Annotated in this window: 20 protein-coding genes and 1 pseudogene; 15 read left to right on the top strand and 6 right to left on the bottom strand. The window is 70.9% G+C overall.

Annotated elements, in window-relative coordinates; translation table 11 throughout:
• Positions 1–167: 167 nt before the first annotated feature.
• Positions 168–1,025: a phospholipid scramblase-related protein gene (locus SH922_RS35610; RefSeq protein ID WP_393062671.1), complete on the bottom strand. Its 858-nt coding sequence runs from the start codon at positions 1,023–1,025 to the stop codon at positions 168–170.
• Between the two features lie 123 nt (positions 1,026–1,148).
• Here SH922_RS35610 and SH922_RS35605 point away from each other — a divergent pair, with 123 nt between their 5' ends.
• The 4 genes from SH922_RS35605 (at position 1,149) to SH922_RS35590 (ending at position 4,286) form a co-directional block, all read left to right on the top strand.
• A complete protein-coding gene (locus SH922_RS35605; RefSeq protein WP_393062670.1) occupies positions 1,149–1,565 on the top strand; it encodes a hypothetical protein in 417 nt (138 codons plus the stop codon).
• A gap of 81 nt (positions 1,566–1,646) precedes the next feature.
• Complete coding sequence (locus SH922_RS35600; RefSeq protein WP_393062669.1) at positions 1,647–2,297, top strand: DUF3105 domain-containing protein; 651 nt, start codon at positions 1,647–1,649, stop codon at positions 2,295–2,297.
• Complete coding sequence (locus tag SH922_RS35595; RefSeq protein ID WP_393062668.1) at positions 2,294–2,941, top strand: DUF305 domain-containing protein; 648 nt, start codon at positions 2,294–2,296, stop codon at positions 2,939–2,941. Before SH922_RS35600 ends, SH922_RS35595 begins: the two co-directional genes overlap by 4 nt.
• A gap of 100 nt (positions 2,942–3,041) precedes the next feature.
• A complete protein-coding gene (locus SH922_RS35590; protein WP_393062667.1) occupies positions 3,042–4,286 on the top strand; it encodes an ROK family protein in 1,245 nt (414 codons plus the stop codon).
• 106 nt (positions 4,287–4,392) lie between these two features.
• Here SH922_RS35590 and xylA read toward each other — a convergent pair whose 3' ends face one another.
• On the bottom strand, positions 4,393–5,562 hold the full coding sequence (gene xylA / locus SH922_RS35585; protein WP_393062666.1) for a xylose isomerase: 1,170 nt from the start codon (positions 5,560–5,562) through the stop codon (positions 4,393–4,395).
• Positions 5,563–5,819: 257 nt separating this feature from the next.
• On the opposite strand from xylA, the gene xylB reads away from it, so the two are divergent.
• The 6 genes and pseudogenes from xylB to SH922_RS35555 all read left to right on the top strand — a co-directional run bounded on the left by xylB (position 5,820) and on the right by SH922_RS35555 (position 12,625).
• Positions 5,820–7,328 carry a xylulokinase gene (gene xylB / locus SH922_RS35580; protein ID WP_393062665.1) on the top strand — a complete coding sequence of 503 codons (1,509 nt, stop codon included), beginning with the start codon at positions 5,820–5,822 and terminating at the stop codon, positions 7,326–7,328.
• A gap of 136 nt (positions 7,329–7,464) precedes the next feature.
• Positions 7,465–8,739: a VWA domain-containing protein gene (locus tag SH922_RS35575; RefSeq protein WP_393062664.1), complete on the top strand. Its 1,275-nt coding sequence runs from the start codon at positions 7,465–7,467 to the stop codon at positions 8,737–8,739.
• Positions 8,739–9,569, top strand: a complete 831-nt coding sequence (locus SH922_RS35570; RefSeq protein WP_393062663.1) for a hypothetical protein — start codon at positions 8,739–8,741, stop codon at positions 9,567–9,569. The genes SH922_RS35575 and SH922_RS35570 overlap by 1 nt, the downstream gene beginning before the upstream one ends.
• A 214-nt stretch (positions 9,570–9,783) precedes the next feature.
• Positions 9,784–11,412, top strand: coding sequence for an aspartate:alanine exchanger family transporter (locus SH922_RS35565; protein ID WP_393062662.1), 1,629 nt, complete (start codon positions 9,784–9,786; stop codon positions 11,410–11,412).
• Between the two features lie 213 nt (positions 11,413–11,625).
• Positions 11,626–11,901 (top strand): annotated as a pseudogene (locus SH922_RS35560) (MMPL family transporter); the annotation flags it as partial.
• 91 nt (positions 11,902–11,992) lie between these two features.
• Positions 11,993–12,625 (top strand): MMPL family transporter, encoded by a 633-nt coding sequence (locus SH922_RS35555; RefSeq protein WP_393062661.1) that lies wholly within the window; start codon positions 11,993–11,995, stop codon positions 12,623–12,625.
• Positions 12,626–12,652: 27 nt separating this feature from the next.
• Here SH922_RS35555 and SH922_RS35550 read toward each other — a convergent pair whose 3' ends face one another.
• Together SH922_RS35550 and SH922_RS35545 are read right to left on the bottom strand one after the other, a co-directional pair.
• Positions 12,653–13,828, bottom strand: coding sequence for a GDSL-type esterase/lipase family protein (locus SH922_RS35550; protein ID WP_393062660.1), 1,176 nt, complete (start codon positions 13,826–13,828; stop codon positions 12,653–12,655).
• 83 nt (positions 13,829–13,911) lie between these two features.
• The gene (locus tag SH922_RS35545) at positions 13,912–14,481 is read right to left on the bottom strand and encodes a TetR/AcrR family transcriptional regulator (protein ID WP_393062659.1); all 570 of its coding nucleotides are present in this window, start codon (positions 14,479–14,481) and stop codon (positions 13,912–13,914) included.
• Between the two features lie 331 nt (positions 14,482–14,812).
• Here SH922_RS35545 and SH922_RS35540 point away from each other — a divergent pair, with 331 nt between their 5' ends.
• On the top strand, positions 14,813–16,180 hold the full coding sequence (locus tag SH922_RS35540; protein WP_393062658.1) for a cytochrome P450: 1,368 nt from the start codon (positions 14,813–14,815) through the stop codon (positions 16,178–16,180).
• A 192-nt stretch (positions 16,181–16,372) separates the two neighbouring features.
• Complete coding sequence (locus SH922_RS35535; protein ID WP_393062657.1) at positions 16,373–16,909, top strand: DUF4232 domain-containing protein; 537 nt, start codon at positions 16,373–16,375, stop codon at positions 16,907–16,909.
• Between the two features lie 95 nt (positions 16,910–17,004).
• Here SH922_RS35535 and yicI read toward each other — a convergent pair whose 3' ends face one another.
• Both yicI and SH922_RS35525 read right to left on the bottom strand, forming a co-directional pair.
• Entirely contained in the window at positions 17,005–19,293 is a 2,289-nt protein-coding gene (gene yicI / locus SH922_RS35530; RefSeq protein ID WP_393062656.1) for an alpha-xylosidase, read from the bottom strand.
• 67 nt (positions 19,294–19,360) lie between these two features.
• The gene (locus tag SH922_RS35525) at positions 19,361–22,234 is read right to left on the bottom strand and encodes a glycoside hydrolase family 3 C-terminal domain-containing protein (RefSeq protein ID WP_393062655.1); all 2,874 of its coding nucleotides are present in this window, start codon (positions 22,232–22,234) and stop codon (positions 19,361–19,363) included.
• 456 nt (positions 22,235–22,690) lie between these two features.
• Between SH922_RS35525 and SH922_RS35520 the strand changes: the two genes are divergently transcribed.
• The 3 genes from SH922_RS35520 (at position 22,691) to SH922_RS35510 (ending at position 26,568) form a co-directional block, all read left to right on the top strand.
• The gene (locus tag SH922_RS35520; protein ID WP_393062654.1) at positions 22,691–24,364 is read left to right on the top strand and encodes an extracellular solute-binding protein; all 1,674 of its coding nucleotides are present in this window, start codon (positions 22,691–22,693) and stop codon (positions 24,362–24,364) included.
• A gap of 123 nt (positions 24,365–24,487) precedes the next feature.
• Complete coding sequence (locus SH922_RS35515; RefSeq protein ID WP_393062653.1) at positions 24,488–25,600, top strand: ABC transporter permease; 1,113 nt, start codon at positions 24,488–24,490, stop codon at positions 25,598–25,600.
• Positions 25,597–26,568 (top strand): carbohydrate ABC transporter permease, encoded by a 972-nt coding sequence (locus SH922_RS35510; RefSeq protein WP_393062652.1) that lies wholly within the window; start codon positions 25,597–25,599, stop codon positions 26,566–26,568. The genes SH922_RS35515 and SH922_RS35510 overlap by 4 nt, the downstream gene beginning before the upstream one ends.
• The last annotated feature ends 74 nt before the right edge of the window (positions 26,569–26,642 follow it).

Below are 26,642 nucleotides of genomic sequence, written 5' to 3'. Positions count from 1 at the left end.
CCCGCGGGGCGGAACGCCGTACGTCAGCCGCTCTGTTCGTCGGTCACCTGGACGTGGCCCCCGATGCCGACCACGAGCACCCGTGTGCCCGGTTCGATCGGGCGCCAGCGGTGGACGAGGCCGCCCGCGCAGTAGAGCGTGCCGCCCCGCTCCAGACGGCAGAAGTATCAGCCGAGGCCGCGGGCGTCCTGCTTGAGGGCCGTGTCCACGGTCAGCGCCGTCGCCACCACGAGGCTCAGCAGCGGCTCGGGCAGCTGGTAGTGGATCTGCAGCACGTAGTTGTCCGCCGTGGTGAACAGCGTCTTCGCGAGGCCTTCCCAGGTCTTGGTGATCCGGGCTATCTCGGCGTCGTTGTGGTCGACGATCGCGAAGTTCCAGGCGCGCCAGTTCTCGGCCCTGATCGCGCCGATCTGCTGACCGTCGACCATGATCGCGAAGTTGATCTTGCCGATGGCGTTCTGCTGGACGATCTCACCGACCGGCTGCCCGTCTGGGCGCTGCACGATGACCTTGGACTTGATGAACTTCGCCGGGCGGGTCAGCAGCAGCTGCGGCTGGCCGTACGCGTCGCGGATCTCGAGCCGGTGAGTCAGGTACTGATCGATGCTGGTCAGAAAGCGCAGCACCTTGCGCAGCGCGCTCTGGCCGACCTGGACGACCGAACCGACGGTGTTGCCGTGCTGGTCGAAGACGCTGTACTCGTTCGTCACCTCGATCAGCTTGGCCTTCTGGTTCACGACCAGGACCTGCTGGTTGAAGAGCGACCCCGCACCGGGGACGCCGCCCTGCTGCTGGGGCATGCCCTGCTGAGGCACCGCGGGCTGCTGCTGGACCGCCGCCTGCTGCTGGTACTGCTGCTGCGGGGCGGCCTGCTGCTGCACCTGGGCAGGAGCCTGGGCCTGCTGCTGCCCGTCGGCCGGATTGGTGTGCTCGGTCCACTGGGAACCGTCCCAGTAGCGCAGCAGCTTGGGCGCGCCGTGCGGATCCGGATACCAGCCCGCAGATACGTTCGAGTGCGTTGTCACCGGGGCACACTATCCCGGCGCGCCGCAATGGGAACCCCTCCCCCTTGAGATCCACAGCTTCACCGGCCACGGCTCACCCGGTCCCGCACTCATTGAAACTTCACACACCGGTACGATGCCGGGATGAACTGGCTGAGCGAACGCGCGGACCGGCGGCGGAACGCCCGCGCGTCCGTGGTGCTCGGCTGGGTGTTCCTCCTGATCGCCATGGTGACGTGCTGCCCAGTGACCTCCGGCGAGACTTCGTCCCCGCATCACGGCCCCGCATCAGCGGCCGCGCCCCTCACCGCCGTCGCGGTGACCGCGACGGCGGTGAGGGCCGACCCCCCTGACAGGGGCGGCCCGGGAAGTTCGTGCCACGGCGCCTCCGAGCACTCCGCACCCGTCGTGCTGCCCGGCCAGCCCGCTCCCGTGGCGCTTCCGTCAGCCGCCCCGCCTCTCCCCTCCGCCCCGCTCACCGGCGCCGCCGACATCCGTGGCCCGTCGAACGACGCCGCGGGCGACGTCGACCATCTGCGCCTCCAGGTTCAACGGATCTAGCCACGGAAACCGTTCTCTCACGTCCCGAGAACGCTCCCGTGTGCCCGCAACCCGTCCGCGTCACGAACCCAAGGACCCACCATGGCCTCCACCAAGAAGCAGAACACCCCTGCCGCCGCCCGCCGCGCCAAGCTGGACGAGGCCCGCCGCAAGGAGCGGGCCCGTGAGCGCCGCAGCCGCATCATCACCATCACCGCGGCCGTCGCAGTCGTGGCCGGTCTGGTCGTCGGCGGCGGCTACCTGATGAATGCCGCCGACGAGCAGGACAAGGCCGAGACGGCCGCCAAGTCCTCGCCCGTCGAGGGTGAGAAGAGCTGGGACAAGCTCACGCAGAACCATGTCGAGAAGAAGGTCGACTACCCGATGAACCCGCCGGTCGGCGGCGATCACAACCCGGTGTGGATGAACTGCGACGCGGATGTCTACACCAAGGAGATACCGAAGGAGAACGCGGTCCACTCCCTGGAGCACGGCGCCGTCTGGGTCACGTACACGAGCAAGGCGGAACCGGCCGACGTCAAGAAGCTCGAGAAGAAGGTCTCGGCCACCCCGTACTCCCTGATGAGCCCGTTGGAGGACCAGGGGTCCCCGCTGATGCTCAGCGCCTGGGGCAAGCAGCTGGCCGTGAAGAGCGCCACCGACGCACGCGTGGCCCAGTTCTTCACGAAGTACGTCCAGGGCCCGCAGACCCCTGAGCCCGGCGCCGCCTGCTCCGGCGGGATCGCCAAGTGACGTCCGCGGCCCGTGCGTCACGGCCGATGGTGCTGGCCGGCGGGGCGGTTCTGCTGCTCGCGCTCGGTCTGGTCGTGCTGATGCTCGTACGCCCCTCCTCGTCGGCCCCCGTCACCGCGGCGTCCACGGCTGCTCCCGCCGAGACCTCGGCCGATGTCGGATTCGCGCGCGACATGGCGGTCCACCATCAGCAGGCGGTCGAGATGTCGTTCATCGTCCGGGACCGCACCTCCGACGTGGCGGTGCGCCGGCTCGCGTACGACATCATCAACACCCAGGCCAACCAGCGCGGCATGATGCTGGGCTGGCTGGAGACGTGGGGGCGGGCGAAGAGCTCCCCCGGGCCGCCCATGGCGTGGATGGGCCATACAGTCACCCCGCGCGGAGACGGCGCGCTGATGCCCGGCATGGCGACCGACGCCGAACTCGACGCGCTGCGTGCCGCGAAGGGCAAGGACGCCGAGGTGCACTTCCTGAGGCTGATGACCGCACATCACCGGGCCGGGGCGGAGATGGCACAGGCGGCCGCCACCGCGGCGGGCACCGACGAGATCCGGAACCTGGCCTCGGGCATGGTCCTGGGCCAGCAGTCGGAGATCGCGCTCATGGCGGACATGCTCAAGGAGCGCGGGGCCACGGCCTGAGGGCTGCCGGGTCCCGGTCCGCCGTGCGCGCGGGCCGGGACCCGGTCTGCCCGCATCGCGACCGTACTGGCGTACGGGATCGCATAGGCTCGGGACCGATATGAACAGCAACCTCACGCCGCTGGGGCCCAAGGCCGACAAGGACACCGTCCGGCGCAGCAACCTCAGCCTCGTGCTGCGGGCCGTCCGTGACGAGGGCGAGGGCGAGGCGACCCGGGCCGGGGTCGCCGCGCGGGTGGGGCTGACCCGGGCCGCCGTGTCCTCGCTCGTCGAGCAGCTGCTCGACAGCGGGTTCCTCACGGAGTCGGGCAAGACGTTCAGCGGCCAGGCGGGCCGGCCAGGAACCGCGCTCAAGACGGCCCGCACCGGGCCGGCCGGGCTCGGCGTCGAGGTCAACATCGACTATGTGTCGGTGGTCGTCGTCGATCTGGCCGGGACCGGCCGGGTCCGGCTCACCGAGCATCTGGACAACCGGGGCGCGCCGCCCGCCGAGGTGCTGGCCCGGGCGGCCAGGATCGCCGCACGCACCCTGAAGTCGGCGCGTGAACAGGAGCTGTTCCCGGTCGGCGTCGCCCTGGCGCTGCCGGGTCTGGTCTCCGGCGGCTCGGTGCGTCAGGCCCCGAACCTGGGCTGGAACCAGGTGCCCGCGGAGGAACTGTTCGCCGCCGCACTGGCCGCCGAGCGTCCCGGTCACGAGGCACTGACGGTGAGTTCGGAGAACGAGGCGAATCTCGCGGCGCTGGCCGAGCTGTGGTTCGGCGGGCTGGGGAGGATCCGGAGCTTCCTCTATCTGACCGGTGAGATCGGCGTCGGTGGCGCTCTGGTCGTCAACGGCGAACTGCTGCGCGGTGCGCACGGCTTCGCCGGGGAGATCGGGCATGTGGTGGTGGACACGGCGGGACCGCAGTGCCGCTGCGGCTCGCGTGGCTGCCTGGAGCAGTACGCGGGGCAGGCGGCGCTCCTGCGGGCGGCCGGGATCGAGGAGACCGGCAGCGGAATCGGGGTCGCCGAGCTGGAGCGGCGTACCCGGGCCGGGGACGAGCGGGCGGTGGCAGCGGTTGCCGAGGCCGGCCGGAAGCTGGGGCGGGTGCTGTCGGGGGCGGTCAATCTGCTGGACCCCGATGCGGTGGTGCTCGGTGGGATCTACCGGAACCTGATGCCGTGGCTGGCGCCGTCGGCCGACGAGGAGCTGACGGACCGGGTGGTCTCCGGGCTGTGGTCACCGGGCAGCGCCCGGCTGCGCGCCTCGTCCGTAGCGGGTGACGCGGCACGGGGTGCGGCGGCGCTGGTGATGACGGACGTACTGGCCGACCCGGTGGCGTACGCGGGGCGGACCCGGGCCTGAACGAACGGCCCTGACGGGCGCCCGTACGACAGAGAGAGAGGGGGGACGGAAGCGCGGCGCGCTTCCGTCCCCCCTCCTGCTCACTGCCGCCGGGCGGCCCGCCGGGTCAGCGGACGCCGAGCAGGTGGTCCATCGCCAGCTGGTCCAGCGCCTCGAACGCCATGCCGCGCTCCGCGGCGGCGGTCACGTCGAAGTCCTCGAAGGCCGAGCGGTCGGCAAGCAGACCCGCCACGCCGTCCTCGGCGGTGCGCTGGGCCAGCTCGTCCAGCCGGGACGCACGCAGCGCCTCCTGGACCGCCGGGTCGGCGCGGAAGGCGGCGGCGCGCTCCTTGAGGATCAGGTAGTTGCGCATGCAGCCCGCGGCCGAGGCCCAGACGCCGTCGTAGTCCTCGGTCCGCGGCGGCTTGAAGTCGAAGTGGCGCGGGCCCGCGTAGTCCGAGTTCTCCAGCAGGTCGACGAGCCAGAAGGCCTGGCGCAGGTCGCCGGCGCCGAAGCGGAGGTCCTGGTCGTACTTGATGCCGGACTGGCCGTTGAGGTCGATGTGGAAGAGCTTGCCCGCCCACAGGGCCTGCGCGATGCCGTGGGCGAAGTTCAGCCCGGCCATCTGCTCGTGGCCGACCTCGGGGTTGACGCCCACCATCTCGGGGCGCTCCAGGCGCTCGATGAAGGCGAGGGCGTGGCCGATGGTGGGGAGCAGGATGTCGCCGCGGGGCTCGTTCGGCTTGGGCTCGATGGCGAACTTGAGGTCGTAGCCCTGCTCGGTGACGTAGTCGCCCAGCAGGTCGAAGGCCTCCTTCATGCGGTCGAGCGCGACGCGGATGTCCTTGGCCGCACCCGACTCGGAGCCCTCACGGCCGCCCCAGGCGACGTAGGTGGTGGCGCCGAGCTCGACGGCGAGGTCGATGTTGCGCAGCGTCTTGCGCAGCGCGTAGCGGCGGACGTCGCGGTCGTTGGCGGTGAACGCGCCGTCCTTGAAGACGGGGTGGGTGAAGAGGTTCGTCGTCGCCATGGGAACGACGAGTCCGGCCGCGTCCAGCGACTGACGGAACCGCTTCACGATGCCTTCGCGCTCGGAGTCCGTCGAGCCGAACGGGATCAGGTCGTCGTCGTGGAAGGTCACGCCGTAGGCGCCCAGCTCCGCGAGCCGCTGGACGGAGTCGACCGGGTCGATCGGCTCCCGGGTCGCGTCACCGAACGGGTCGCGCCCCTGCCAGCCCACGGTCCACAGACCGAAGGTGAACTTGTCCTGGGGGGTGGGCGTGAAGCGTTCCGTCATGGTCCAGCCGCCTTCGGTGCCTGGGTCCGCAGCCGGTCGAGCGGCCGAACCTCAATTTGTTCACTGTCATGACTAATCATGCACGGACCACCTCGTGAACGGAACCCCACGACCCCGGAAATCCGGAGCATCCCCTGTTCCGGAGGGGATCCATCGCGTAATTTGTTTTGCGTACGATCAAATCCCGTCGACGTGAGAGCCCGCAGTGCGAGGGTCCACAGCCCGGGAACCCCCTGAGCCAGAGATTGAGGTCAGCCATGCCGCCGCATGAGGTCGTCATCGGTGTGGACAGTTCCACCCAGTCCACCAAGGCCGCGTTCGTCGACACCGCCACCGGCCGGCTGCTCGCCGTCGGCCGCGCCCCGCATGTCGTCACCGGCGAGGGCGGGGCCCGCGAGACGGATCCCGAGGTGTGGTGGCAGGCGCTGCGCGACGCGGTAGCCGCCGGACTGAAGGAGTCCGGCGTCGCCGCCGCCGACATCACCGGGATCGCCGTCGCAGGGCAGCAGCACGGACTGGTCGTCCTCGACGGCGCGGGCCGCCCGCTGCGCCCGGCCCTCCTGTGGAACGACACCCGCTCCGCCCCGCAGGCCGCCGCGCTCACCGTGGCACTGGGCGGAGCCGACGCCTGGACCGCGCGCACCGGCTCGGTGCCGGTGGCCTCGATGACCGCGTCGAAGTGGCAGTGGCTGCGGGAGAACGAACCGGAGACCGCCGCCGCGACCGTCGCGATCCGGCTCCCCCACGACTTCCTGACCGAGCGCCTCTCCGGCCGCGCCGTCACCGATCCGGGCGACGCGTCCGGTACCTGCTGGTACTCCACCGCGACCGGTTCCTACGACCCGGAGCTCCTCGCACTCCTCTCCATCGACCCGGAGTTGCTGCCGGAGGTGGCATCCAGCGGGGCGGCGCGCGTCGGTTCACTGACGGAGGAGGCCGCCGCGGCGCTGGGCCTGCCGGCCGGCATCGCAGTCGCGGCGGGCACCGGTGACAACATGAGCGCCGCCGTCGGCCTCGGGCTCGGCGGCGCCGGGCTCCTCGACCACCCGGTCCTCAGCCTGGGCACCTCGGGCACGGTCTTCACCGCCTCCCGGGCCCGGCCGGCCTCCCCCGCACTCGCCGGCTTCGCCGCGGCGGACGGTACGTACCTTCCGCTGGCCTGCACCCTCAACTGCACGCTCGCCGTGGACAAGGTGGCCGCCCTGCTGGGCCTGGACCGCAATGACGCGACCCCCGGCGGCGAAGCCGTACTCCTGCCCTACCTGGACGGCGAACGCACCCCCGACCTGCCCACCGCCGCCGGCCTCCTCACCGGTCTGCGCCACGACACGACTCCGCAGCAACTCCTGGGCGCCGCCTACGAGGGCGCGATCGTCACCGTGCTGCGCGCGCTGGACGAACTGCTGCTGGCCTGCGGACTGGACCCGGCCGACCCCGAGGTGGCGAACCGGCCGCTCCGGCTGATCGGCGGCGGCGCCCAGGGACGCGTATGGGTGGAGACGGTACGCCGCCTCTCCGGACGGCCGGTGACCGTGCCCGCCAGCGGGGAACTGGTCGCACTGGGGGCCGCCGCGCTCGCCGCCTCGGCGGCCACGGGCACGGACCCCGTGGCGATCGCCTCCGGCTGGGACACGGGTGAGGACGTGCGCCTGGAGGCGGTCGAGAGGGACCTGGCCACCTGGGAGCGAGTCGGTTCGGTACTGGAACGGGCGGCGGGGCCGCTGCTGGGCGCGAAGGCGGACCACCCGGCGAAGCCGACCGGCTGAACTGACGGCAGAACTCACGGCCGGACCGGCCGGCGGAGCTGACCCTCTGTCATGTCCCGTCGCCCGCCGCACACAAGCGCGTGCGGCGGGCACCGGCCGTTTTGGATAGCGAACTGATGTTCACTACTATCCGGCGATGATCATAAGAAGAAGGCTGACGGTCGGGGTGGGCATTCTGCTCGCCACCCTGACCGCCGGGCTCGGCTCGGCGCTCCCCGCGTCCGCCGATGAAACCCCCACCAAAGCCTCCCCCAAGGTCGAGCTCGTGCTCGACGTCAGTGGGTCCATGCGGACCCGTGACATCGACGGCCAGTCCCGGATGACCGCCGCGAAGCAGGCGTTCAACGAGGTCCTGGACGCGGTGCCCGAGCAGGTGCAGCTCGGCATCCGGACCCTCGGCGCCGACTACCCGGGCGACGACCGGAAGGTCGGCTGCAAGGACACCAAGCAGCTCTACCCGGTCGGACCGCTGGACCGCACCGAGGCCAAGACCGCGGTCGCCACACTGGCGCCCACCGGCTGGACCCCGATCGGACCGGCGCTGCTGGGAGCCGCCGACGATCTGGAAGGCGGCGACTCCACCCGCCGGATCGTGCTGATCAGCGACGGCGAGGACACCTGCGGTCCGCTCGACCCGTGCGAGGTCGCCCGTGACATCGCGGCGCGCGGCATCCACCTGGTCATCGACACCCTCGGCCTGGTACCGAACGCGAAGATCCGCCAGCAGCTCACCTGCATCGCGGAGGCCACCGGCGGCACGTACACCGCCGTCCAGCACACCGATGAACTCTCCGGCCGCGTCAAGCAGTTGGTGGACCGGGCGGCGGAACCCGTCGTCACCCCGGTCGCGGCCAAGGGCACGGACAGCTGCACCGACGCCCCGAAGCTCGCGCCGGGTCTCTACACCGACCGCGAGAAGTTCGCCGAGCACCGCTGGTACCGGGTCGACGTGCTGCCCGGCCAGGAACTGCGCGCCTCGGTGAGCGTGTTCGCCGACCGTGCGGTCAGCAACGACTACGGCATGCTGCTGCGTGCGGTCACCGTGCACGGCCGCGAGATCGTCAGAGGTGCGGAGTCCGGCACCGGACGCACCGACGCCATCTCCTCCGGTCTGCGCTACCCGAAGCCCGAACAGGACACGGACGACGACGTCGAGCCGGCCGCGGAGACCGTCTGTCTCCAGGTCTCCAACTCCTTCTCGGCCCCCGCCTCGGTGAAGACCGCTCCCGGCATGCCGGTCGAGCTGACGATCGACCTGGTGGACGCCCCCGACGCGGCGGCCGACGCCGCCGCGTTCGGTCTCGGCCGCGGCTGGTGGCTGCTGGGCGTGCTCGTCCTGACCGGACTGATCGCGGGCCTGCTGACCGGCTGGATCTCGCGCTGGCGCTTCGCCGTCTGGAGGACCCACTGATGTTCCGTACGAGACGCGTGCTCGCGGGTGCGCTGCTGACCGGGCTCGCCCTGCTGACCGGGGCGGGTGCCGCCGTCGCGGACGACCCGTCGGCCAGTCCGAGCCCGAGCGAGTCCGGTGACGGGTCCGGCCCCACGGAGGCGGGCACCACCTTCCGCACCGCCACGGCGCTCCAGCAGGACCAGCTCGCCACCGCCGGCGCCTCCACCGGCGACTACCTGTACTGGGTCTTCCCTGCCGACGCCGGACAGCGGGCCACGGTCCGGGCGAAGGTCACCCTGCCGGAGAGCACCGCGCGGCACGGCGCCTCTACCTGGCAGGTGGACGTGTACGACGGGCTTCGCCGTCGTCAGGCCTGCATGTACGGGAAGCAGACCGGCAAGATCGCGGCCGACGCCGGCACGGTCGAGCTCACCTGCGTCCTGCGTACCGTCAGGGCCTGGTCCGAACCGTGGGCCAACGACCCGCTGCCCGGCAGCTACTACGTCCGCCTCACGGTCGTCGACCTGCCCTCGGCGGACCTCGGGCTGCCGGTGCAGACCGAGGTCGAGGTCACCGCGGCCGACAAGGGCGGCGCGGCCGATGTCGACGGCAGCCTCTCCAAGCCGCTGGTTCCGGGCGTGTCCTCGGTCGAGCAGGCCGCCGACGGAGCGTCGGCGGCCCCGGTCGCACTCGCGGGCGAACCCGAGGACGGCTGGTCCTCCGGCTGGTGGACCGACCGCTGGCTGTGGACGGTCGGCGGCGGGGTGCTGGGCGCGTTCGCGGCCGTCTTCGGCTACTCGCTGACGCGCGGCAGCGGCCGCCCGTCCCGGGTCCCGCCGGGCGTCTGACGACGCGTCGCCGTCGGCCGGGCCGGGCGACCGGCCCGGCCGACGGCGTGGCCCACGCGGACCGGACCGCAGGAGGATGCAGCGGTCCGGTCCGCGTGGGCCGCCCGGACCGCGCGTCGACGCGCGGCGGAAGCCGCTCCCGACCACCTGTCAGGCGCCGCACCGATCCACGTCAGCTTCTCCCGAGTGGCAGCCTCCCGTCGCCTCGAAGACCATGACCCGGGTCAGGCTCAGCCCGCTCTTCTCTCGGGAGGCCCGCCCCGTGTGGCAGTTCTTCGCGGACAATCCCTGGGTGGCCGTGTTCGCCGTCATCACCGTCGGCGCCCTGCTCGGAATGGTGCGGTTCGGCCCGGTGAAACTCGGTGCGGCCGGTGTCCTGTTCGTCGGCCTGCTGGTCGGGGCGCTCGACGAGGACATCGCACCCGCCGTGCCGGCGGGCGTCTCGGCGCTGGGTCTGGCCCTGTACGTGTACACCGTGGGTCTGGAATCGGGGCCGGCGTTCTTCCGTGAACTGCGCAGCCAGCTTGCGGTGATGGCCGGTGCGGTGGTGGCGCTCGCGCTCACCGCGGTGGTGGTCGGCTATGTGGGACACAGCGGCTTCGGGATCAGCGGACCGTTCCTGGCCGGAGGCTACGCGGGCATCGGCACGACCACGCCGGGCCTGGCCGCCGCCCAGGAGGCCTCGGCCGATCCGGCGCAGCCCGCGGTCGGGTACGCGATCGGCTATCCGCTCGCCGTGGTCATCACCATCCTGTTCGTCTCCGCGGTCGCGGCCCGCCGCCGCTGGGTGGCACGCCGCGACCCGGACTCAGGGCCGCCGCCCGTCCTCGTCACCCGTACGGTCCAGGTGGATCACGAGACGGAGTGGGACGAGGTGCCGGGCGTCGCGGACCACCGGGTGCTGGCCAGCGAGTACCGCCCCGAGGGCGGCGACGTGCGGGTGGCGCGCGGACTGGGGCGGCTGCGCCCCGGTGACCTGGTCGTGCTGGTCGGCGGCGAGGACGACGTACGCACCGCCACCGAGCGGCTGGGCTCGGCCGCCCCCGTCCATCTCCTCGACAACCGGCGGACGGTCGACTACCGCCGGGTCCTGCTCACGAACCCGGAACTCGCGGGCCACACGATCGCCGAACTCGGTCTGGGCGAGCGGTACGGGGCGGCCGTCAGCCGGGTCCGTCGCGGCGATGTCGACATGCTCGCCCATGACGACCTGATGCTCCAGCTCGACGACCGGGTACGCGTGGTGATGCCGCGCGAACGGATCACCGAGGTCTCCACGTACCTCGGTGACACGGAGACGAAGGTCAGCGAGGTGAGCGCGGTGAGCCTGGGGCTCGGGCTCACGCTCGGCTTCCTCATCGCCATCCCCTCACTCACCCTCGGCTCCACCACCCTTGCCCTCGGGACGGGCGCAGGGCCGCTGGTGATGGGCATGATCCTGGGCTGGCGCCGACGCACCGGCCCCCTGGTGTGGACCCTGCCGACCCGGGCCAACCTCACGCTGCGCCAGCTCGGGCTGCTGCTCTTCCTCGCGGTCGTCGGCCTCACTTCCGGCTACTCCTTCCGCCAGAACGCGTTCTCCGTGTTCGGTCTGAAGCTGGTGGCCGTCCTGGTGATCGGGGCGGTGGTCAGCTACACGCTCATGGTGCTGATCGCGAAGGCGCTCGGACAGAGCCGGGAGCGGACGATGGGCCTGCTCTCCGGGTACGTCGGCAACCCGGCGATCACCGCGTACGCCAACAGCCGGGTCAGCGACAGCCGCGTCAACAACGGGTACTCGACGCTGTTCGCGCTGGCCATCCTCGTCAAGATCGTCTGCATTCAGCTGATCGTCGGGCTCTGAACTTCTCGGACGCTCAGCTGGGTGGGATCGGTGTTCACGGCCCGGCCCTCCCCTCGGGCGGCGGTCGTCCTCTCCTGGTTCTCCGGCCCGTCCCCTCGTGCGGTCGCAGCACGTCCGGGGCGCCTCTGCTGCGTATTCAGTAGCCGGGATTGTCCGCAGCCGCATGACTCCGGGAGGGGGTCGGTCCCGAGAGGCTCGAAGGGTTCCCGAGAGATGCGGAGTCCCTTTTCCATGGCGTCATTCCTGTACCGACTGGGCCGGGCGGCCTTCGGGCGGCGCCGATACGTGGTGCTGCCGTGGCCGGCCGTCCTGGCGGCGATCGGTCGGTGCGGTCAGCGCCCCTGCGGCGCCCGACGATCCTCCTCGATGCCCGGGACGGAGTCCCAGCGGGCGTTCGACCTCATGGACGAGCGGTTCCCGGGCACGGAAGCGGACGGGGCCGGTGCCCAGATCGTCCTCGTCGCCCCGGACGGACGGAAGGTCACTGCCGCCGAGTACCGGCAGGCCGTCGACGAAGCGGTGGCCGAGATCGCCACGGACCCGCAGTCAACGGCGCCGCAACCCCTTCGACGCGCACGCCGTGAGCAGGGACGGCTCGACGGCGTACACGAGCGTCTCGTACAAGGTGGCGGCCGACGCGCTGACGGACGCCGGCAAGCAGAAACTGCAGGACGTCATCGACCGGGCCGAGGAGGCCGGTCTGACGGTGGAGGCGCGCGGGTCCGCGGTGTCGGGCTCGGTCGGGGCGGGCGGCATCGGTGAAGCCGTGGGCGTCGCGGTGGCCGCGCTGGTGCTGCTGATCACGTTCGGTTCGCCGGCCGCCGCCGGGGTCCCGCTCCTCACCGCCGTCCTCGGCGTCGGGATCAGCACGGCCTCGATCATGGCCCTGGGCAGCGCTTTCGGCCTGTCCCCGTCCACCGGCTCGCTGGCGAGCATGCTGGGTCTCGCGGTCGGGATCGACTATGCGGTCTTCGTCATCGCCCGCTACCGGCAGGAGCGCGCCAAGGGGCACGACGCCGAGGTAACGGCCTTGGCCGCCAACGGCAGGTCCAACACCGAGATCGTCGAATCCCTCGCCCTCAGCCCGCTCACCGTACGCACCCACATCCAGCGCGCGATGAACAAGCTCGACGCCCGCGACCGTGCCCAACTCGTCGTCATGGCCTACCAGTCCGGGCTCGTCCGGCCCGGCCCGCCGCCGAATACGGGCTGATGCCACCGGGAACGGCCGGCCGGCCGGTCAGGCGGCGAACGGACCGTCGTCGGTGAACACCAGTCCGGCGAAACGGTCGCCGATGCGGCGGTGGGTGGCGGCGTCCGGGTGGAGCTGATCCGGCAACGGCAGTTCGGCGAAGTCCTTCTCGCCGTAGAGGCTGCGGCCGTCGAGGTAGTGGAGGTTCGGGTCGTCGGCCGAGCGCTGCGCCACGAGGCGGCTCAGCTCGTCCCGGATGACGTTGAGCGTGAGCTTTCCGGCGGCCCGTTCCGCGGGGTCGCCCATCGCTGCGAACCGGATCCTGCCCTCGGAGAGGTTGCTGAAGTCGGGGGCGCTGGGGCCCGGAGTGTCCTCGTGGATGGGGCACAGGACGGGCGAGACGACCAGCAGCGGGGTGTCCGGGTGCCCCTCGCGGATGGTGTCGAGGAAGCCGTGCACCGCCGGGGCGAAGGCGCGCAGGCGCATCAGGTCGGCGTTGACGATGTTGATCCCGATCTTGACGCTGATCAGGTCCGCGGGGGTGTCGCGCATCGCGCGGGCCGTGAACGGGTCGAGCAGTGCGCTGCCGCCCAGGCCCAGGTTGATGAGTTCCACGCCGCCGAGGAAGGCGGCACGCGCGGGCCAGGTGGACGTCGGGCTTGCCGCGTCGGAGCCGTGGCTGATCGAACTGCCGTGGTGCAGCCACACCTTGCGGCCGCTCTCCGGTGCCGGCTCGACGGGGGCGTCGGCGCGCAGGGCGACGAGCTCGGTGGTCTCGTTGTACGGCAGCCAGATCTCGATGTCCTTGACGCCCTCGGCCAGCCCGGAGAACCGGACGGTGCCGAGCGGGCCGGGCCGGGTCTCCGCGGACCCGGTGGTCATGTCGACCATGAGGACGTTGCCCCCGGTCGCACGGTCCTGTCCCGCCAGCCGGCCGTCGACGAGCAGGTCGTAGACCCCGTCGGGACGCGGCGGTGCGCCCTCGTAGGCCGTCTTGGTACGCAGTGCGTCCAGCTCGATGGCGGTGGCTCGGGTACGGAACACCAGCCGTACGCCGGAGGGCTGGGCCTCCGCCATGGCCAACTGACCGTCCGCGCACTGCGCGCGGGCCCGGGCGGGCAGCCGGTGCGGGCGCAGCCCCCGCTCGGTGCGCTCCAGGTCGAGCGCGCCGCGCAGAAGGTCCGCGGTGATCGGCGTGGTGATCCAGCTGGTCTCAGTGTCCATGTCTCTACCTGTTACTCGTGACGTCTGAAGTGTTCGGTCTCCCGCGGCGACGGTCACCGCCGGCCGATGGCAGCGGAACGCGGTCAGGGCGCGGGCCAGTTGCGCAGCAGCGCGTCAAGGGCGTCCATGACCCGTGTCCAGGACTCCTGCGAGTCGGGGGCGCTGTGGCTGAACCCTCCCTGCATCTCCAGGCTGACGTAGCCGTGGAAGACGCTGCCCAGCAGCCGTACCGCGTGCGTCTGGTCCGGTTCCGTCAGGTCGTAGCCGCGCAGGATCGCCCGCGTCATCCGGGCGTGCCGGCCACCGGCACTGGCTGCGGCCGCCTCCGGGTCGAGCTTGAACTGGGCTGCGGCGTAACGGCCGGGGTGCTCCCTGGCGTAGTCGCGGTAGACGTCCGCGAACGCACTCAGGGCGTCCTTGCCGGCCCGGCCCGCCAGGGCGGCCGCGCCGCGGTCGGCGAGCTCCTCCAGGGCCAGCAGGGCGATTCTGGTCCTGAGGTCGTGGGAGTTCTTCAGATGTGAGTACAGGCTCGCGACCTTGACGTCGAACCGCCGGGCGAGCGCCGAAACGGTCACCTGGTCGAAGCCGACCACGTCAGCCAGCTCCGCCCCGGCCTGGGCCAGGCGTTCCGCGGTCAGCCCCACACGCACCATGCTCATCTCCCTGTTTGGCATCAACTATTATGCAGTTGCCTAATAGCTTTAGGCAAAAACTCCCCCATCGGCGATGTCATCCTCGAGGCCTCTGCACCGCATGCCGTCGCCATTCCCGCAGGAGTCCGTTCGCGGCGCAGTCCGCGCCGCCACCTGCGCTCCGCACCACCGCAGCGCCGCACGGCCGCCTCGTGCTCCGGCACCCCGCGCGACTACCCTCGACAACTCACGTACTCCACAAGGCCGGTGACGGGAACGTGGTCAGCGGTTCCACCGGAGCCATGTCGCCGCGTGCCGATCGTGGCGCGCCACCAGGGAGCGGAGACCTTTCATGTCCACGGAGACCGGGCCGGCCGTCGATGCCGGGCCGCGCGGCCACAGGATCGTCCCGGGCCCGAAGGGGCTGCCCTTCCTCGGGAGCATGCCTCAGTTCGGAAAGAATCCTCTGGCGTTCTTCGAGCGGCTGCGCGGCCACGGAGACATGGTCCAGTGGCGCTTCGGCCGCAACTCCTGTGTGTTCGTAGCCGATCCGGAGTGCATCGGCGAACTCCTCACCGAGACGGAACGCACCTTCGACCAGCCGGCGCTCGGTATCGCCTTCCGTACCGTGATGGGCACCGGCGTCGTGGTGGCGCGCGGCAGCGACTGGCGGCGCAAGCGGTCGCTCGTGCAGCCGTCCGTACGGCCCAAGCAGGTGCGGTCGTACGCGGCGACCATGGCGGGGAGCACGGTGGAGCTCGCGGACACCTGGTCGGGCGGCGAACGCATCGACATCAAGCGGGAGATGGCGGCACTGACGCAGAAGATCGCCGTCCGCACCATCTTCGGTGTCGACACCCCAGCGGACGCCGAGGCGATGGGCCGGGCCATGGACGTGGCACAGGCGGAGATCGGCAAGGAGTTCGCAGGCATCGGCGCGCTGCTGCCGGACTGGGTGCCGACGCCCGGACGGGCCAGGATCAAGAAGGCCGCCGCGGTCATCGACGCCGAGGTGGGCCGGGTCGTCGCCCGGCATCGCGACGGCGGGGACGACCGCCCGGACCTGCTCAGCCGGCTGCTCACCGCCGTCGACGAGACGGGGGCGCGGCTCACGGACCAGGAGATCCGCGACGAGACGGTCACGTTGTACATCGGCGGCCACGAGACGACGAGTTCGACGCTGGTGTGGGCCTGGTACCTGCTGTCCCGCAACCCCCGGGCGCGGGCCGCGCTCACCGAGGAGCTGGACCGGGTGCTCGGTGACCGCGAGCCGGGGTTCGACGACTACGCCCGGCTCACCTACACCCAGGCGGTGGTCAAGGAGACGCTGCGGCTGTACCCGACGATCTGGCTGGTCACCGGGGTCGCGAAGGAAGGGGCACGGATCGGCGGGGTGCCCATGCCGGAGGGCACCAGGGTGTGGAGCAGTCAGTGGGCCACGCACCGGGACGAGCGGTGGTTCCCCGAGCCGGAGGAGTTCCGCCCGGAGCGCTGGGACGCGGAGGCGGGCGACGAGATCGCGGAGTACGCCTGGTTCCCCTTCGGCGGCGGCCCGCGGGTCTGCCTGGGCACCCGGTTCGCGATGGTCGAGGCGGTGCTGATCCTGGCGGTACTCGCGCGCCGCTTCGACCTGGACGTGGATCCGGGCACGGTCGAACCCGTGCCGTCCCTGACGTTGCAGCCGGACCGCGAGGTGATGGCCACGGTCCGGGCGCGGTAGCTCCGGCCCGCTGCCACCCACCCATGAGGTGCGGGTGGGCGGCAGCGCCATCCGGGCGACAGATGCAGAACCGATATGTCCGATCTATCGCCATGAACCGGGCATACCGTTCAGAATGTCCCTGTCGGCCTTACCGGCCACCGGGGCCCTGTGGCCGCGACCGCAGGCTGTCGATCCAAGGGGAGAAACATCATGCGTCCGAGCTCCACTCTCACCGTCGCGCTCACCGCGGCGGCCACCCTGGCCCTGACGGCCACCGCCGCGTCGACGACGGCCGGCGCGGCGACCCACGGGGCGTCGGCCCGCCCGGCCCACTGCCAGGAGAAGGCCCTCAGGCTCTCCGCCGCACCCGGCGGGAAGCACAACGTGGCGCGGATCGCCGTCACCAACCGGGGCGGCCGCACCTGTGTCGTGGACCGTATCCCGACGATCACGTTCCGGGGCCTCGACGGCTCGGCCCAGCCCGTCCCGCCCGCCACCAGCGGCTCCTACGTGCTCTCGCCGGGCGAGCGCGGCTACGCCGCCGTGCGCACGGCGGAGCGCGGCACCACCCGGGGACATGTGGTCCGCAGCCTGTCCGTGGCGGCGGACCCCGCGCACTACGGGGTCACGTTCGGCGCGGCCACGGTGGGCATGGACCGGGGCATCCGCGTCTGGGAGCCCGTGACCACGCTGTGGCACACCTCGCGGGGCGCGGCGGACCGGGCCCTGGCCCGCGCGACGCACTGACCCCGCCGCCCAACCCGCCGCAACCCGTCGGACGGACGGGGGCGGGGCTGTCGGAGCCGTAACCGCTCTGCTCCGACAGCCCCGCCCCGGACACCTCAGGCCCCCCGCAGCGTCACCGTGCCCGATCCCTCAGCCTCGGCCCCCGTCGGCTCCGCGACCACGCGGTACGGACGGTCCGTGCCCTCGGAGGTGACGGTCAGGGTCTCCCCGTCCCGCACCACCCGGAACGTGGCGGCGGTCGCGCCCGTCAGGTCCGGCACCGTGACGGACGTGCCGTCGCCGGTGGATGCCGTGGACGCCCCGCCGAAGACCCGCAGCGTGAGCCCGTCCAGCCAGTCGCCGTCGGGGCGCTGGTCGTCCGAGCCCCACGGGAGCACCGCGCCCGGACGCACCAGGACCGGCAGGCTGTCGAAGCCGTGGGTCTCGTGGCGCCAGACCGGTCCGGTGACGGTCTCACCGGTCAGCAGGACGGTCCAGGTGCCCTCGGGTACGTAGTACTCGACCTGTCCGTCCTCCGTGAAGACGGGCGCGACCAGCAGGTCCGGTCCGAGCATGTACTGGCGGTCCAGCATCCGGGTCGTCGGGTCGCCGGGGAACTCCAGCAGCATGGGGCGCATCATCGGGACGCCCGTACGGTGGGCGGTCGCGGCCGCCCCGTACAGGTACGGCATCAGCCGGTGCTTCAGCAGGGTGAACTTCCGGGCGACGTCCACCGCCTCCTCGCCGAACGCCCACGGCACCCGGTAGGACACGTTGCCGTGCAGCCGGCTGTGCGACGACATCAGGCCGAAGGCGAGCCAGCGCTTGAAGACCGCCGGGTCGGGCGTGCCCTCGAAGCCGCCGATGTCGTGGCTCCAGAAGCCGAAGCCGGACAGCGACAGGGAGAGGCCGCCGCGCAGCGACTCGGCCATCGCGGTGAACGAGGCGAAGCAGTCGCCTCCCCAGTGCACGGGGAACTGCTGGCCGCCCGCCGTTGCCGAGCGGGCGAAGAGCACCGCCTCGCCGTGGCCGCGCTCCTTCTCCAGGAGTTCGAAGACGGTGCGGTTGTAGATCTGCGCGTAGTAGTTGTGCATGCGCTCCGGGTCGGAGCCGTCGTGCCAGACGACATCGGTGGGGATGCGCTCGCCGAAGTCCGTCTTGAAACAGTCGACGCCCTGGTCGAGCAGGACGCGGAGTTTGCCGTTGTACCACTCGCGCGCCGCGGGGTTGGTAAAGTCGACCAGGGCCATGCCGGGCTGCCACAGGTCCCACTGCCAGATGTCGCCGCTGGGCCTGCGCACCAGGTAGCCGAGTTCGGCGCCCTCCGCGAACAGGGCTGACTTCTGGGCGATGTACGGGTTGATCCACATGCTGATCCGCAGCCCGCGTTCCTTGAGCCGGGCCAGCATGCCCTCCGGATCGGGGAAGACCTCCGGGTCCCACAGGAAGTCCGACCACTGGTACTCGCGCATCCAGAAGCAGTCGAAGTGGAAGACGGAGAGCGGGATGTCGCGCTCCGCCATGCCGTCGACGAAGGAGGTGACGGTCTCCTCGTCGTACGAGGTGCAGAAGGACGTGGTGAGCCAGAGGCCGAAGGACCAGGCCGGCGGCAGGGCGGGGCGGCCGGTCAGCGCGGTGTAGCGGGCCAGCACTTCCTTGGGCGTCGGCCCGGCGACGATGTAGTACTCCAGCGACTGGTCCTCGACGCTGAACTGCACCTGGCCGACCGACTCCGAGCCGATCTCGAAGGAGACCTTGCCGGGGTGGTTGACGAAGACGCCGTAGCCGCGCGACGAGAGGTAGAACGGGATGTTCTTGTAGGCCAGTTCGCTGCTGGTGCCGCCGTCCGCCTGCCAGATGTCGACGGTCTGGCCGTTCTTGACGTACGGGGTGAAGCGCTCACCGAGGCCGTAGACGTTCTCACCGATGTCCAGGGCGAGTTGGGCCAGCATGTGGTGGGCGCCGTCCGGCGTGGTGGCGAAGGCGGTGCCCTTGGCGTCGACGCCGGTGAGGCGCCGTCCGTCGGCGTCCAGGAAGGTCAGGCCCCAGGGGCCGTCGCCGTCCATGCGCAGGGTCAGCGGGCCGCTGGTCAGTTCGGTGACCGCGCCGTCCCGCCGGGTGCGGGCCCCGGCGGCTGCCGGGTCGAGGCCGGGGAGGACGAAGTCGGGGCCGCGGTGGACCGTGCCGGCGTGGTGGGTGGTGCGCACGCCGATGACGCCTTCGGCCGGGGAGAAGCATTCGACGGTGATGAGCGGGGTGTTGAGGGTGTCGCCGCGCTCGGCGACATGCTTGACCGACGCGTAGGCGGTGAACTGGTCGGCGCCGACGCGCAGATCGCGGATCTCGGTCGCGTAGGAGGCGCGTACGCCCTCACGCATGAGCCAGAAGCCGTCGGTGAACTTCATGCGGACTCCTTGCCGGGGACAACCGGAGGGGGAGGGACAGGGACAGGGGTGCGCGGAGCGGTCCGGTTCATTCGCCGTTCCCGGTGAAGGTGATCCGGGCCAGGCGCACCGTGCCGCGCAGAGTGATGCGCAGATCTCCGGTGCCGGAGGCGTTCAGCCCCGCCTGGACGGTTCGGTAGTCGTACGGTCCGTCGGTGGCGGCGACCGGGACGGTGACGGTGCTGCCGTCGACGGTGATCAGCACGGCCCCCTCCCCCGCGGCCGACACCTCGACTCCGCTCGCCCCGTCCGCGAAGTCGCAGCGCCGGTACAGGAGTTCGTTGCCCTCGGCGACGGCGGTGACCGCGTCGCCGTCCGTCCTGGCGCGGTCGACGATCTCGGTGCCCAGCTGCTCGTCGTAGTCGGCCGCGTCCAGACCGCGTACCAGGACGGGGCGCGGTCCGGCCGGGTCGCCGTCGACGGTGACGACGGTGATGAGCCGGATGTCCGTACTGGAGGCGCCTGCCTGGATCTCGTACGCCCCCGGGTCGACGGTCCAGCGGCCGTGCGCCACGTCCCAGTGACCGAGCTCGGCGACGGGGACGATGAGGTCGACGCGCTCCGCGGCGCCGGGCGCCAGGTGCAGCCGGCGGTGGCCGGCCAGCTGGCGCAGCGGCCGGACGACGGACGGCGCCACCGCACGCACGTACAGCTGGGCGACCTCGTCGGCCGCGACGGCACCGGTGTTGGTGACGGTCAGCGACACCCGCAGCAGGTCGCCGTCGCGCTCGGCGTTCAGGGCGCTGTAGGTGAAGTCGCTGTACGAGAGGCCGTGGCCGAACGGGTAGAGCGGGGTGCCCTCGTAGTAGAGGTAGGTCTGGCGCGAGCCGATGATGTCGTAGTCCAGCAGGCCGGGCAGTTCCGCGTCGGAGGCGTACCAGGTCTGCGGCAGCCGGCCGGCCGGGGAGACGTCGCCGGCCAGGACACGGGCGAGCGCGGTCCCGGCGGCCTGGCCGCCATGTGCGGTCCACAGCAGTGCGGGCAGTGTGGCCGCTGCGTCGGTCAGGGCGTACGGGTAGGCGGAGGTGACCGCGAGCACGGTGCGCGGGTTGGCGGCGTGGGCGGCGCGCCAGAGGCGTTCCTGCTGGGCGGGGAGATCGAGGGTGGTGCGGTCCTCGGTCTCGCGGCCGTTGATGTGCGCGTCGTTGCCGGCGACCACGATCACGAGGTCGGCGGCGGCTGCCGCGCGGGCGACGGCGTCCTCGCCGCGCTCGGCGACCTCCAGCTCGAAGACCGTTCCGGCGGCCCGGTCGGAGCCGGAAACTTCTTCGCCGGGGGCGGCAACCTTTACGCCGTCGGCGGCGACAGAGACATACCTACCCGTTCCGACATGCAGAAGGCGGTGACCGCCGGCATGACCTTCCACCGCCTCCCAGCGGAACGTCTCCTGGACGATCCAGCCACCCGGCTCGTCCGCGGAGGCGCGTACGAAGCCGTCCTCGGCGACCGAGAGGTAGCGTCCGGCCGGTTCCCGCAGGGTGATCACGCCGTTGCCCCAGTCCACGAGCGCCAGCTCCGACGGGGTGTCGCCGCAGGTCAGCGGCGGCAGGTCGGTGCGGCCGGCGAGCAGCGCCGGGTCGAGGGCGCCTTCCGCGCCGCGCACCGGCTCCTGACTCTCGCCCGCCGCGGGAATCTGCAGCCAGCCTTCCGCGCACTTCAGCCGGACCAGGTCGGCGCCCTCCGCGAAGACGATGTGGTCGGCGCCGAAGCGGTCCCGCAGTCCGTCGAGCGGGGTGGAGCGGTGGATCAGCGTGCCGCTGTACCAGTCGAGCTTGCAGGCGTCCGCGAGGAGGCCGACGACGGCGACGGTCTTCCCGGCGGCGGGGTCGAGCGGCAGCAGGCCGTCGTTCTTGAGCAGGACGACTGCCTGCTCGGCGGCCTCCAGGGCGAGCGCCCGGTGGTCCTCGGTGTCGAAGGCGTCGGTGTTCGCGTACGGGTCGAGCTCGGGGTCGAACTCACCGAGCGAGAAGCGCATTTCGAGCAGCCGGCGGACCGCTGTGTCGATGTCGTGCTCGTCGAGCAGGCCACGCTCCAGGGCGCCGCGGATGCGGCCGGTCATGATGGCGGAGTCCTGTCCGTGGTCGGTGAAGCTGTCGACACCGGCGCGCAGGGAGGCGGCCGTGGCCTCCTCGTGGGTGTCGAAGTAGTGCTCGGAGTCGACGAGGTTGGACGGCGCCCCGGCGTCGGAGCAGACCACCAGCGACCGGTCGGTCCAGCTGCGCAGCTGCTGGGACAGGAGCTGCGAGACGTGGTTGGGGCGCCCGTTGACCAGGTTGTACGCCGGCATGACACCGGCCACCGCGCCCGCCTGCACGGCGTCGCGGAAGGCCCTGAGGTCGTACTCGTGCAGGACCCGCGGGCGGACCGAGGAGGAGGCGGTGTCGCGGTCGGTCTCGTTGTTGTGGGCGAGCCAGTGCTTGAGGACGGGGGCGGTCCGCCAATAAAGCGGGTGGTCGCCGCGCAGTCCCCGGGTGTACGCGACGGCGATGGCGGAGGTCAGGCCCGCGTCCTCGGAATACCCCTCCTCACCTCGTCCCCACAGCGGGTTGCGCAGCAGATTCACGGTGGGGGCCCAGACGTTGAGGCCGACACGGTCGTCCTGTGCGCGCTTGGCGCGGACCTCGTTGCCGACAGCCTCGCCGACCCGGCGCACCAGTTCGTCGTTCCAGGTGGCGCCAAGCCCCACGGCCTGCGGGAACACCGTCGCCGGGCCCATCCAGGCCACACCGTGCAGGGCCTCCTGGCCGGTCCGGAAGGCGCCGAGCCCGAGCCGGTCGACCGCCGGTGCGAACTGGTGCAGCATCGCGATCCGCTCGTCGAGCGTGAGCCGCTGAAGCAGATCGTCGACGCGCTTGGCGAAGGGCAGCTGCGGGTCGCGGAAGGGCTGCGGTTGTTCCGTCACGTGCGGGTCCCCTTGGAGAGGTGGGAGGTTTTCCGGTGCCAGTGCCTCGTACGAGCGCCCGAGGAGCCTCGGAAGATCTTTCGAAGCGCTTCGATGCTCCGTGGCCGACCCCGCAAGTGTCAAGGCCCTACCCATGACCGCCGTACGCCACAGGCTCCCATTGCGCCAGGAAACGGTTCGGAAACAGGTCGGAGGAATCTGGAAACGGACTCTTGTGCGGCCGGGGCCCTTCACTTAACCTCGCTGCAACATCGAAGCGCTTCGACGGAGCTTCGATGGGGCGCCCGGCGCCCTTGAATTTCCGGGACGGCGACAGAGTCTGCTGCCTCCCTGTTGAACCGCTTCACCTGCGGCCGGTCACGCCGGCTCAGTCAGCAACGCTCCACCTCAGACACAGGAACCGAACGGCGGTCGCCCGCCACGTGTCGTCCTGGTGCGCCTCGAAGGGTTGACGCAATGACGCCGAATTCCTCCCCCTCCTCCACGGCTCCGAGCCGGAGAAGCTTCCTCGCCACGGGCGCGGTCGCCGCTGTCGCCGTGGCCGGCGGGGTGCCGCTGCTCGCCGCGTGCGGCGGCTCCGGTTCCGGTTCCGGGAGCAAGGAGGGCACGACAACAGGCAAGGCACTCAAGAAGGTTGTGCCGTCCTACGCCCCGTCGAACCTGGTCCAGCCCGACGTCGCGAGCGTCAACGGTTCGAGCCCCGGCTTCACCAAGCTGCCCGACCCCCTGGTCGTCTCGGTCAAGTCGGTCCCGGGCAAGGGCTCGAAGTTCCGGGTCATGACGCCGCTGTGGGGCACGGTCCCGAAGAAGGACAACCCGTACTACGCAGCGGTGAACAAGGCGGTCGGCGCCACGCTCAACTTCGACCCGCAGGACGGCAACACCTACCAGGACAAGATCGGCGCGGTCCTCGCCGGTTCGGACATCCCGGACGTCATGACGATCCCCGGCTGGAACATGCAGGGGCAGATCCGCAACGCGATCAGCGCCAAGTTCGCGGACCTGACGCCTTTCCTGGCGGGCGATGCCGTCAAGAAGTACCCGAACCTGGCGAACATCCCGACGGGCGCCTGGCAGTACTCCGTCTTCGGCGGCAAGCTGCGCGGGCTGCCCATGCCGACGCCGATCATCGGCAACGCGATCTTCTACCGCAAGGACCTGATCGGTTCCGGCGCCGTGCCGGCCAGCGCGGACGACCTGCTGGCCTTCGGCAAGGAGCACACCGCTCCCAAGCAGAAGGTGTGGGCCTTCGACGACCTCTGGACCTGCATCCAGAAGATCTACGGCCTGCTGCCGGACGCGCCGCACTACTGGCAGTTGGAGAACGGCAAGCTGGTCCACAAGATCGAGACGAAGGCGTACCGCGAGGCGCTCGCGTTCGCCCGCAAGCTCCACGACGGCGGGTACGTCCACCCGGACGCCGACGCCGGCAAGGACGCCGACGCCAAGATCCGCTTCACCAGCGGACACGTCGTGATGTACAACGACGGCACCGGCGGCTGGAAGGGCATGGTCACCGAACAGAAGGCCGCCAACCCGAAGTTCGACATGCAGGCGCTCGACTTCTTCAGCCACGACGGCGGCAAGCCGACCCTGTGGCAGGACGACCCGGCGGGCATCTTCACCTTCCTCAGCAAGAAGCTCTCCAAGGCGCAGATCGAGGAGTTCCTCGCGATCGCCGACTACGCGGCCGCGCCGTTCGGCACCGAGGAGTTCATGCTCACCAACTACGGCGTGAAGGGCACGCACTACACGATCAAGGACGGGTCCCCGACCTACACTCCGCAGGGTGTGGAGGAGGCGCAGCCCTCCACCTTCCTGTTCCTCGCCTCGCCGCCCACCTCGATCGCCTACCCGGACCAGCCGCAGCTGGCCAAGGACTACGCCGCCTGGATGGCACGTCAGGCCCCGCACATCAAGAAGCCGCTCTTCTTCGGCATGCAGGTCGTCGAGCCGCAGCGGTACGCCTCCCTGTACACGCCCTTCGACGACCTCCAGAAGGACATCCGCCGCGGCCGCAAGAAGGTCAGCGACGTCGACGAGGCCGTGAACACCTGGAAGAAGAGCGGCGGCGACAAGCTGCGCGCCTGGTACCAGGACATCCTCGACAAGAACGGCTCCGGCGTCTGACGCGTACGACGCGCACCAGCCGTACGCAGGACAGCAACGACCTCAGCGGTGAGGTCGTAAGAAGGCCGCCGGGCGCACGAGGCCCGGCGGCCGGGGTGGAGAGCACGACATGGGGAGCACACGGTGAAACCACGGGCCACGGTTACGACCGACCCGGGCCGCACCGCCGACGGGGCCGGCGCCCCGGCCGGCGGCAGCGGCAGCGGTGACGGCGACAGCAAGGACGGAAGCGGCGGGCGGACGGGCAGGTCGCGCGCGATCGACACCCCCCGTACCCGTACGTCGAAGAGCAGACCGGCAAGGACCGGGCCGCAGGCGGGCGGCATCACCTGGCGCCAACGTCTGCGCCGTGACCGCACCCTGGTACTGATGACGCTGCCGGCCATCGCCCTGCTGCTGATCTTCAACTACATCCCGCTGCTCGGGAACATCGTGGCCTTCCAGGACTACGACGTGTACGACCTGGGCATCACCGGCAGCCCTTTCGTCGGCTTCGACAACTTCACCCGGATCTTCGAGGACTACCGCTTCTGGGAAGTCCTCATCAACACCCTGGTCATCTTCGTCACCCAGCTCGTCCTCTTCTTCCCCATCCCGATCGCCATCGCGCTGCTGGTCAACACGATCATGAGCGCGCGGGTGCGGGCGTGGGTCCAGGCAGTCGTCTATCTGCCGCACTTCTTCTCGTGGGTGCTCGTCGTCACCGTCTTCCAGCAGATGTTCGGCGGCGCCGGGCTGGTTGCCCAATGGCTGCGCGAACACGGCCATGAGGGCTTCGACCTGATGACCAACCCGGGCTTCTTCAAGTTCCTGGTCTCCGCCCAGGCGGTATGGAAGGACGCCGGCTGGGGCGTGATCGTCTTCCTCGCCGCGCTCGCCGCCGTCAACACCGACCTGTACGAGGCCGCGGCCGTGGACGGCGCGGGCCGCTGGCGCCGCATGTGGCACGTCACGCTGCCCGCCCTGCGTCCGGTCATCGCACTGCTCCTCGTTCTGCGGGTGGGCAGTGCACTCAACCTCGACTTCGAGCAGATCCTGCTCCAGCGCGACCAGGTCGGCGCCGGCGCTTCGGAAATCCTGGACACCTACATCTGGTGGACGGGCATCAAGACCGGCGACTTCGGCTACGCGGCCGCCGCCGGCGTCTTCAAGGGGCTGTTCAGCGTCGCCATGGTGCTGGGTGCCAACAAGGTCGCCCACATGATGGGCGAGCAGGGGGTGTACTCCAAGAAATGACAACTCTCCTGGAACTTGAGAAGGACCCGGCCGAACCCGCGCCCCGCGCGGAGACTCCGCTCCAGCGCGCCCTGCGCACGGAACCCCGCCCCGTGTGGGAGGAGGAGCCCAGCAAAACGGGTCTCGCCTTCAAGGGCTTCGGTCTCGTCGCGATCTGCGCGATCGTGATCATCCCGATCTGGGTGGTGCTCGTCACCAGCCTCTCCGACACCAAGGCGATCAACGACGCCGGCGGTCTGGTCGTCTGGCCGAAGGGCATCACGTTCGTCGCGTACAAGGAGCTCCTCGGCGGTGGCGCGGTGACCCGCGCGGCCGCCGTGAGCGTGGGCCTCACCGTCGTCGGCACGGTGGTCAGCATGGTGGTCTCGATCCTGTGCGCGTACGGGCTGAGCCGCCGCGACTCGTACGCCCACCGTCCGCTGCTGATGACCCTGATGGCGACGATGTTCTTCGGTGCGGGGCTCATCCCCACGTACCTGCTGGTCACGGGCATCGGGCTGAGCGACAGCTACTGGTCGATGATCCTGCCCAGTGCGATCAGCGTCTTCAACGTGCTGGTCCTGCGCGGCTTCTTCATGGACACCGCACCCGAACTCATCGACGCGGCCCGCATCGACGGCGCCGGCGAGTGGCGGATCCTGCTCCAGATCATCATGCCGCTCTCGCGCGCCGTGATCGCCGTGATCTCGCTCTTCTACGCGGTGGGCTACTGGAGCCAGTGGTTCAACGCGATGCTCTACATCCAGGACAGCGAGAAGTACCCCCTGCAGATGATCCTGCGCCAGCTGGTCCTCCAGCACCAGGTCCCGCCGGGCGCCATGGGCGCGGCGGTCAGCAACGGGTCGATCAACAGCCTCGCCGTGCAGATGGCGGTCATGATCCTCGCGCTCATCCCGGTCGCGATCCTGTCGCCGTTCGTCCAGAAGCACTTCCAGAAGGGCATGCTCACCGGCGCCGTGAAGGGCTGATCCAGCACGGCCCAGGTGCGGGGCCGGTCCGCACGCCTGCCGGTACCGGCCCCGCTCCTTCCTCCCCTCCCTCT

This window comes from Streptomyces sp. LN549 (genome assembly GCF_043203805.1).
In the GTDB taxonomy this organism is placed as follows: domain Bacteria; phylum Actinomycetota; class Actinomycetes; order Streptomycetales; family Streptomycetaceae; genus Streptomyces.
Note: the sequence above shows the minus strand (reverse complement) of the source record. Positions and strands in the feature narration are given on the sequence as shown.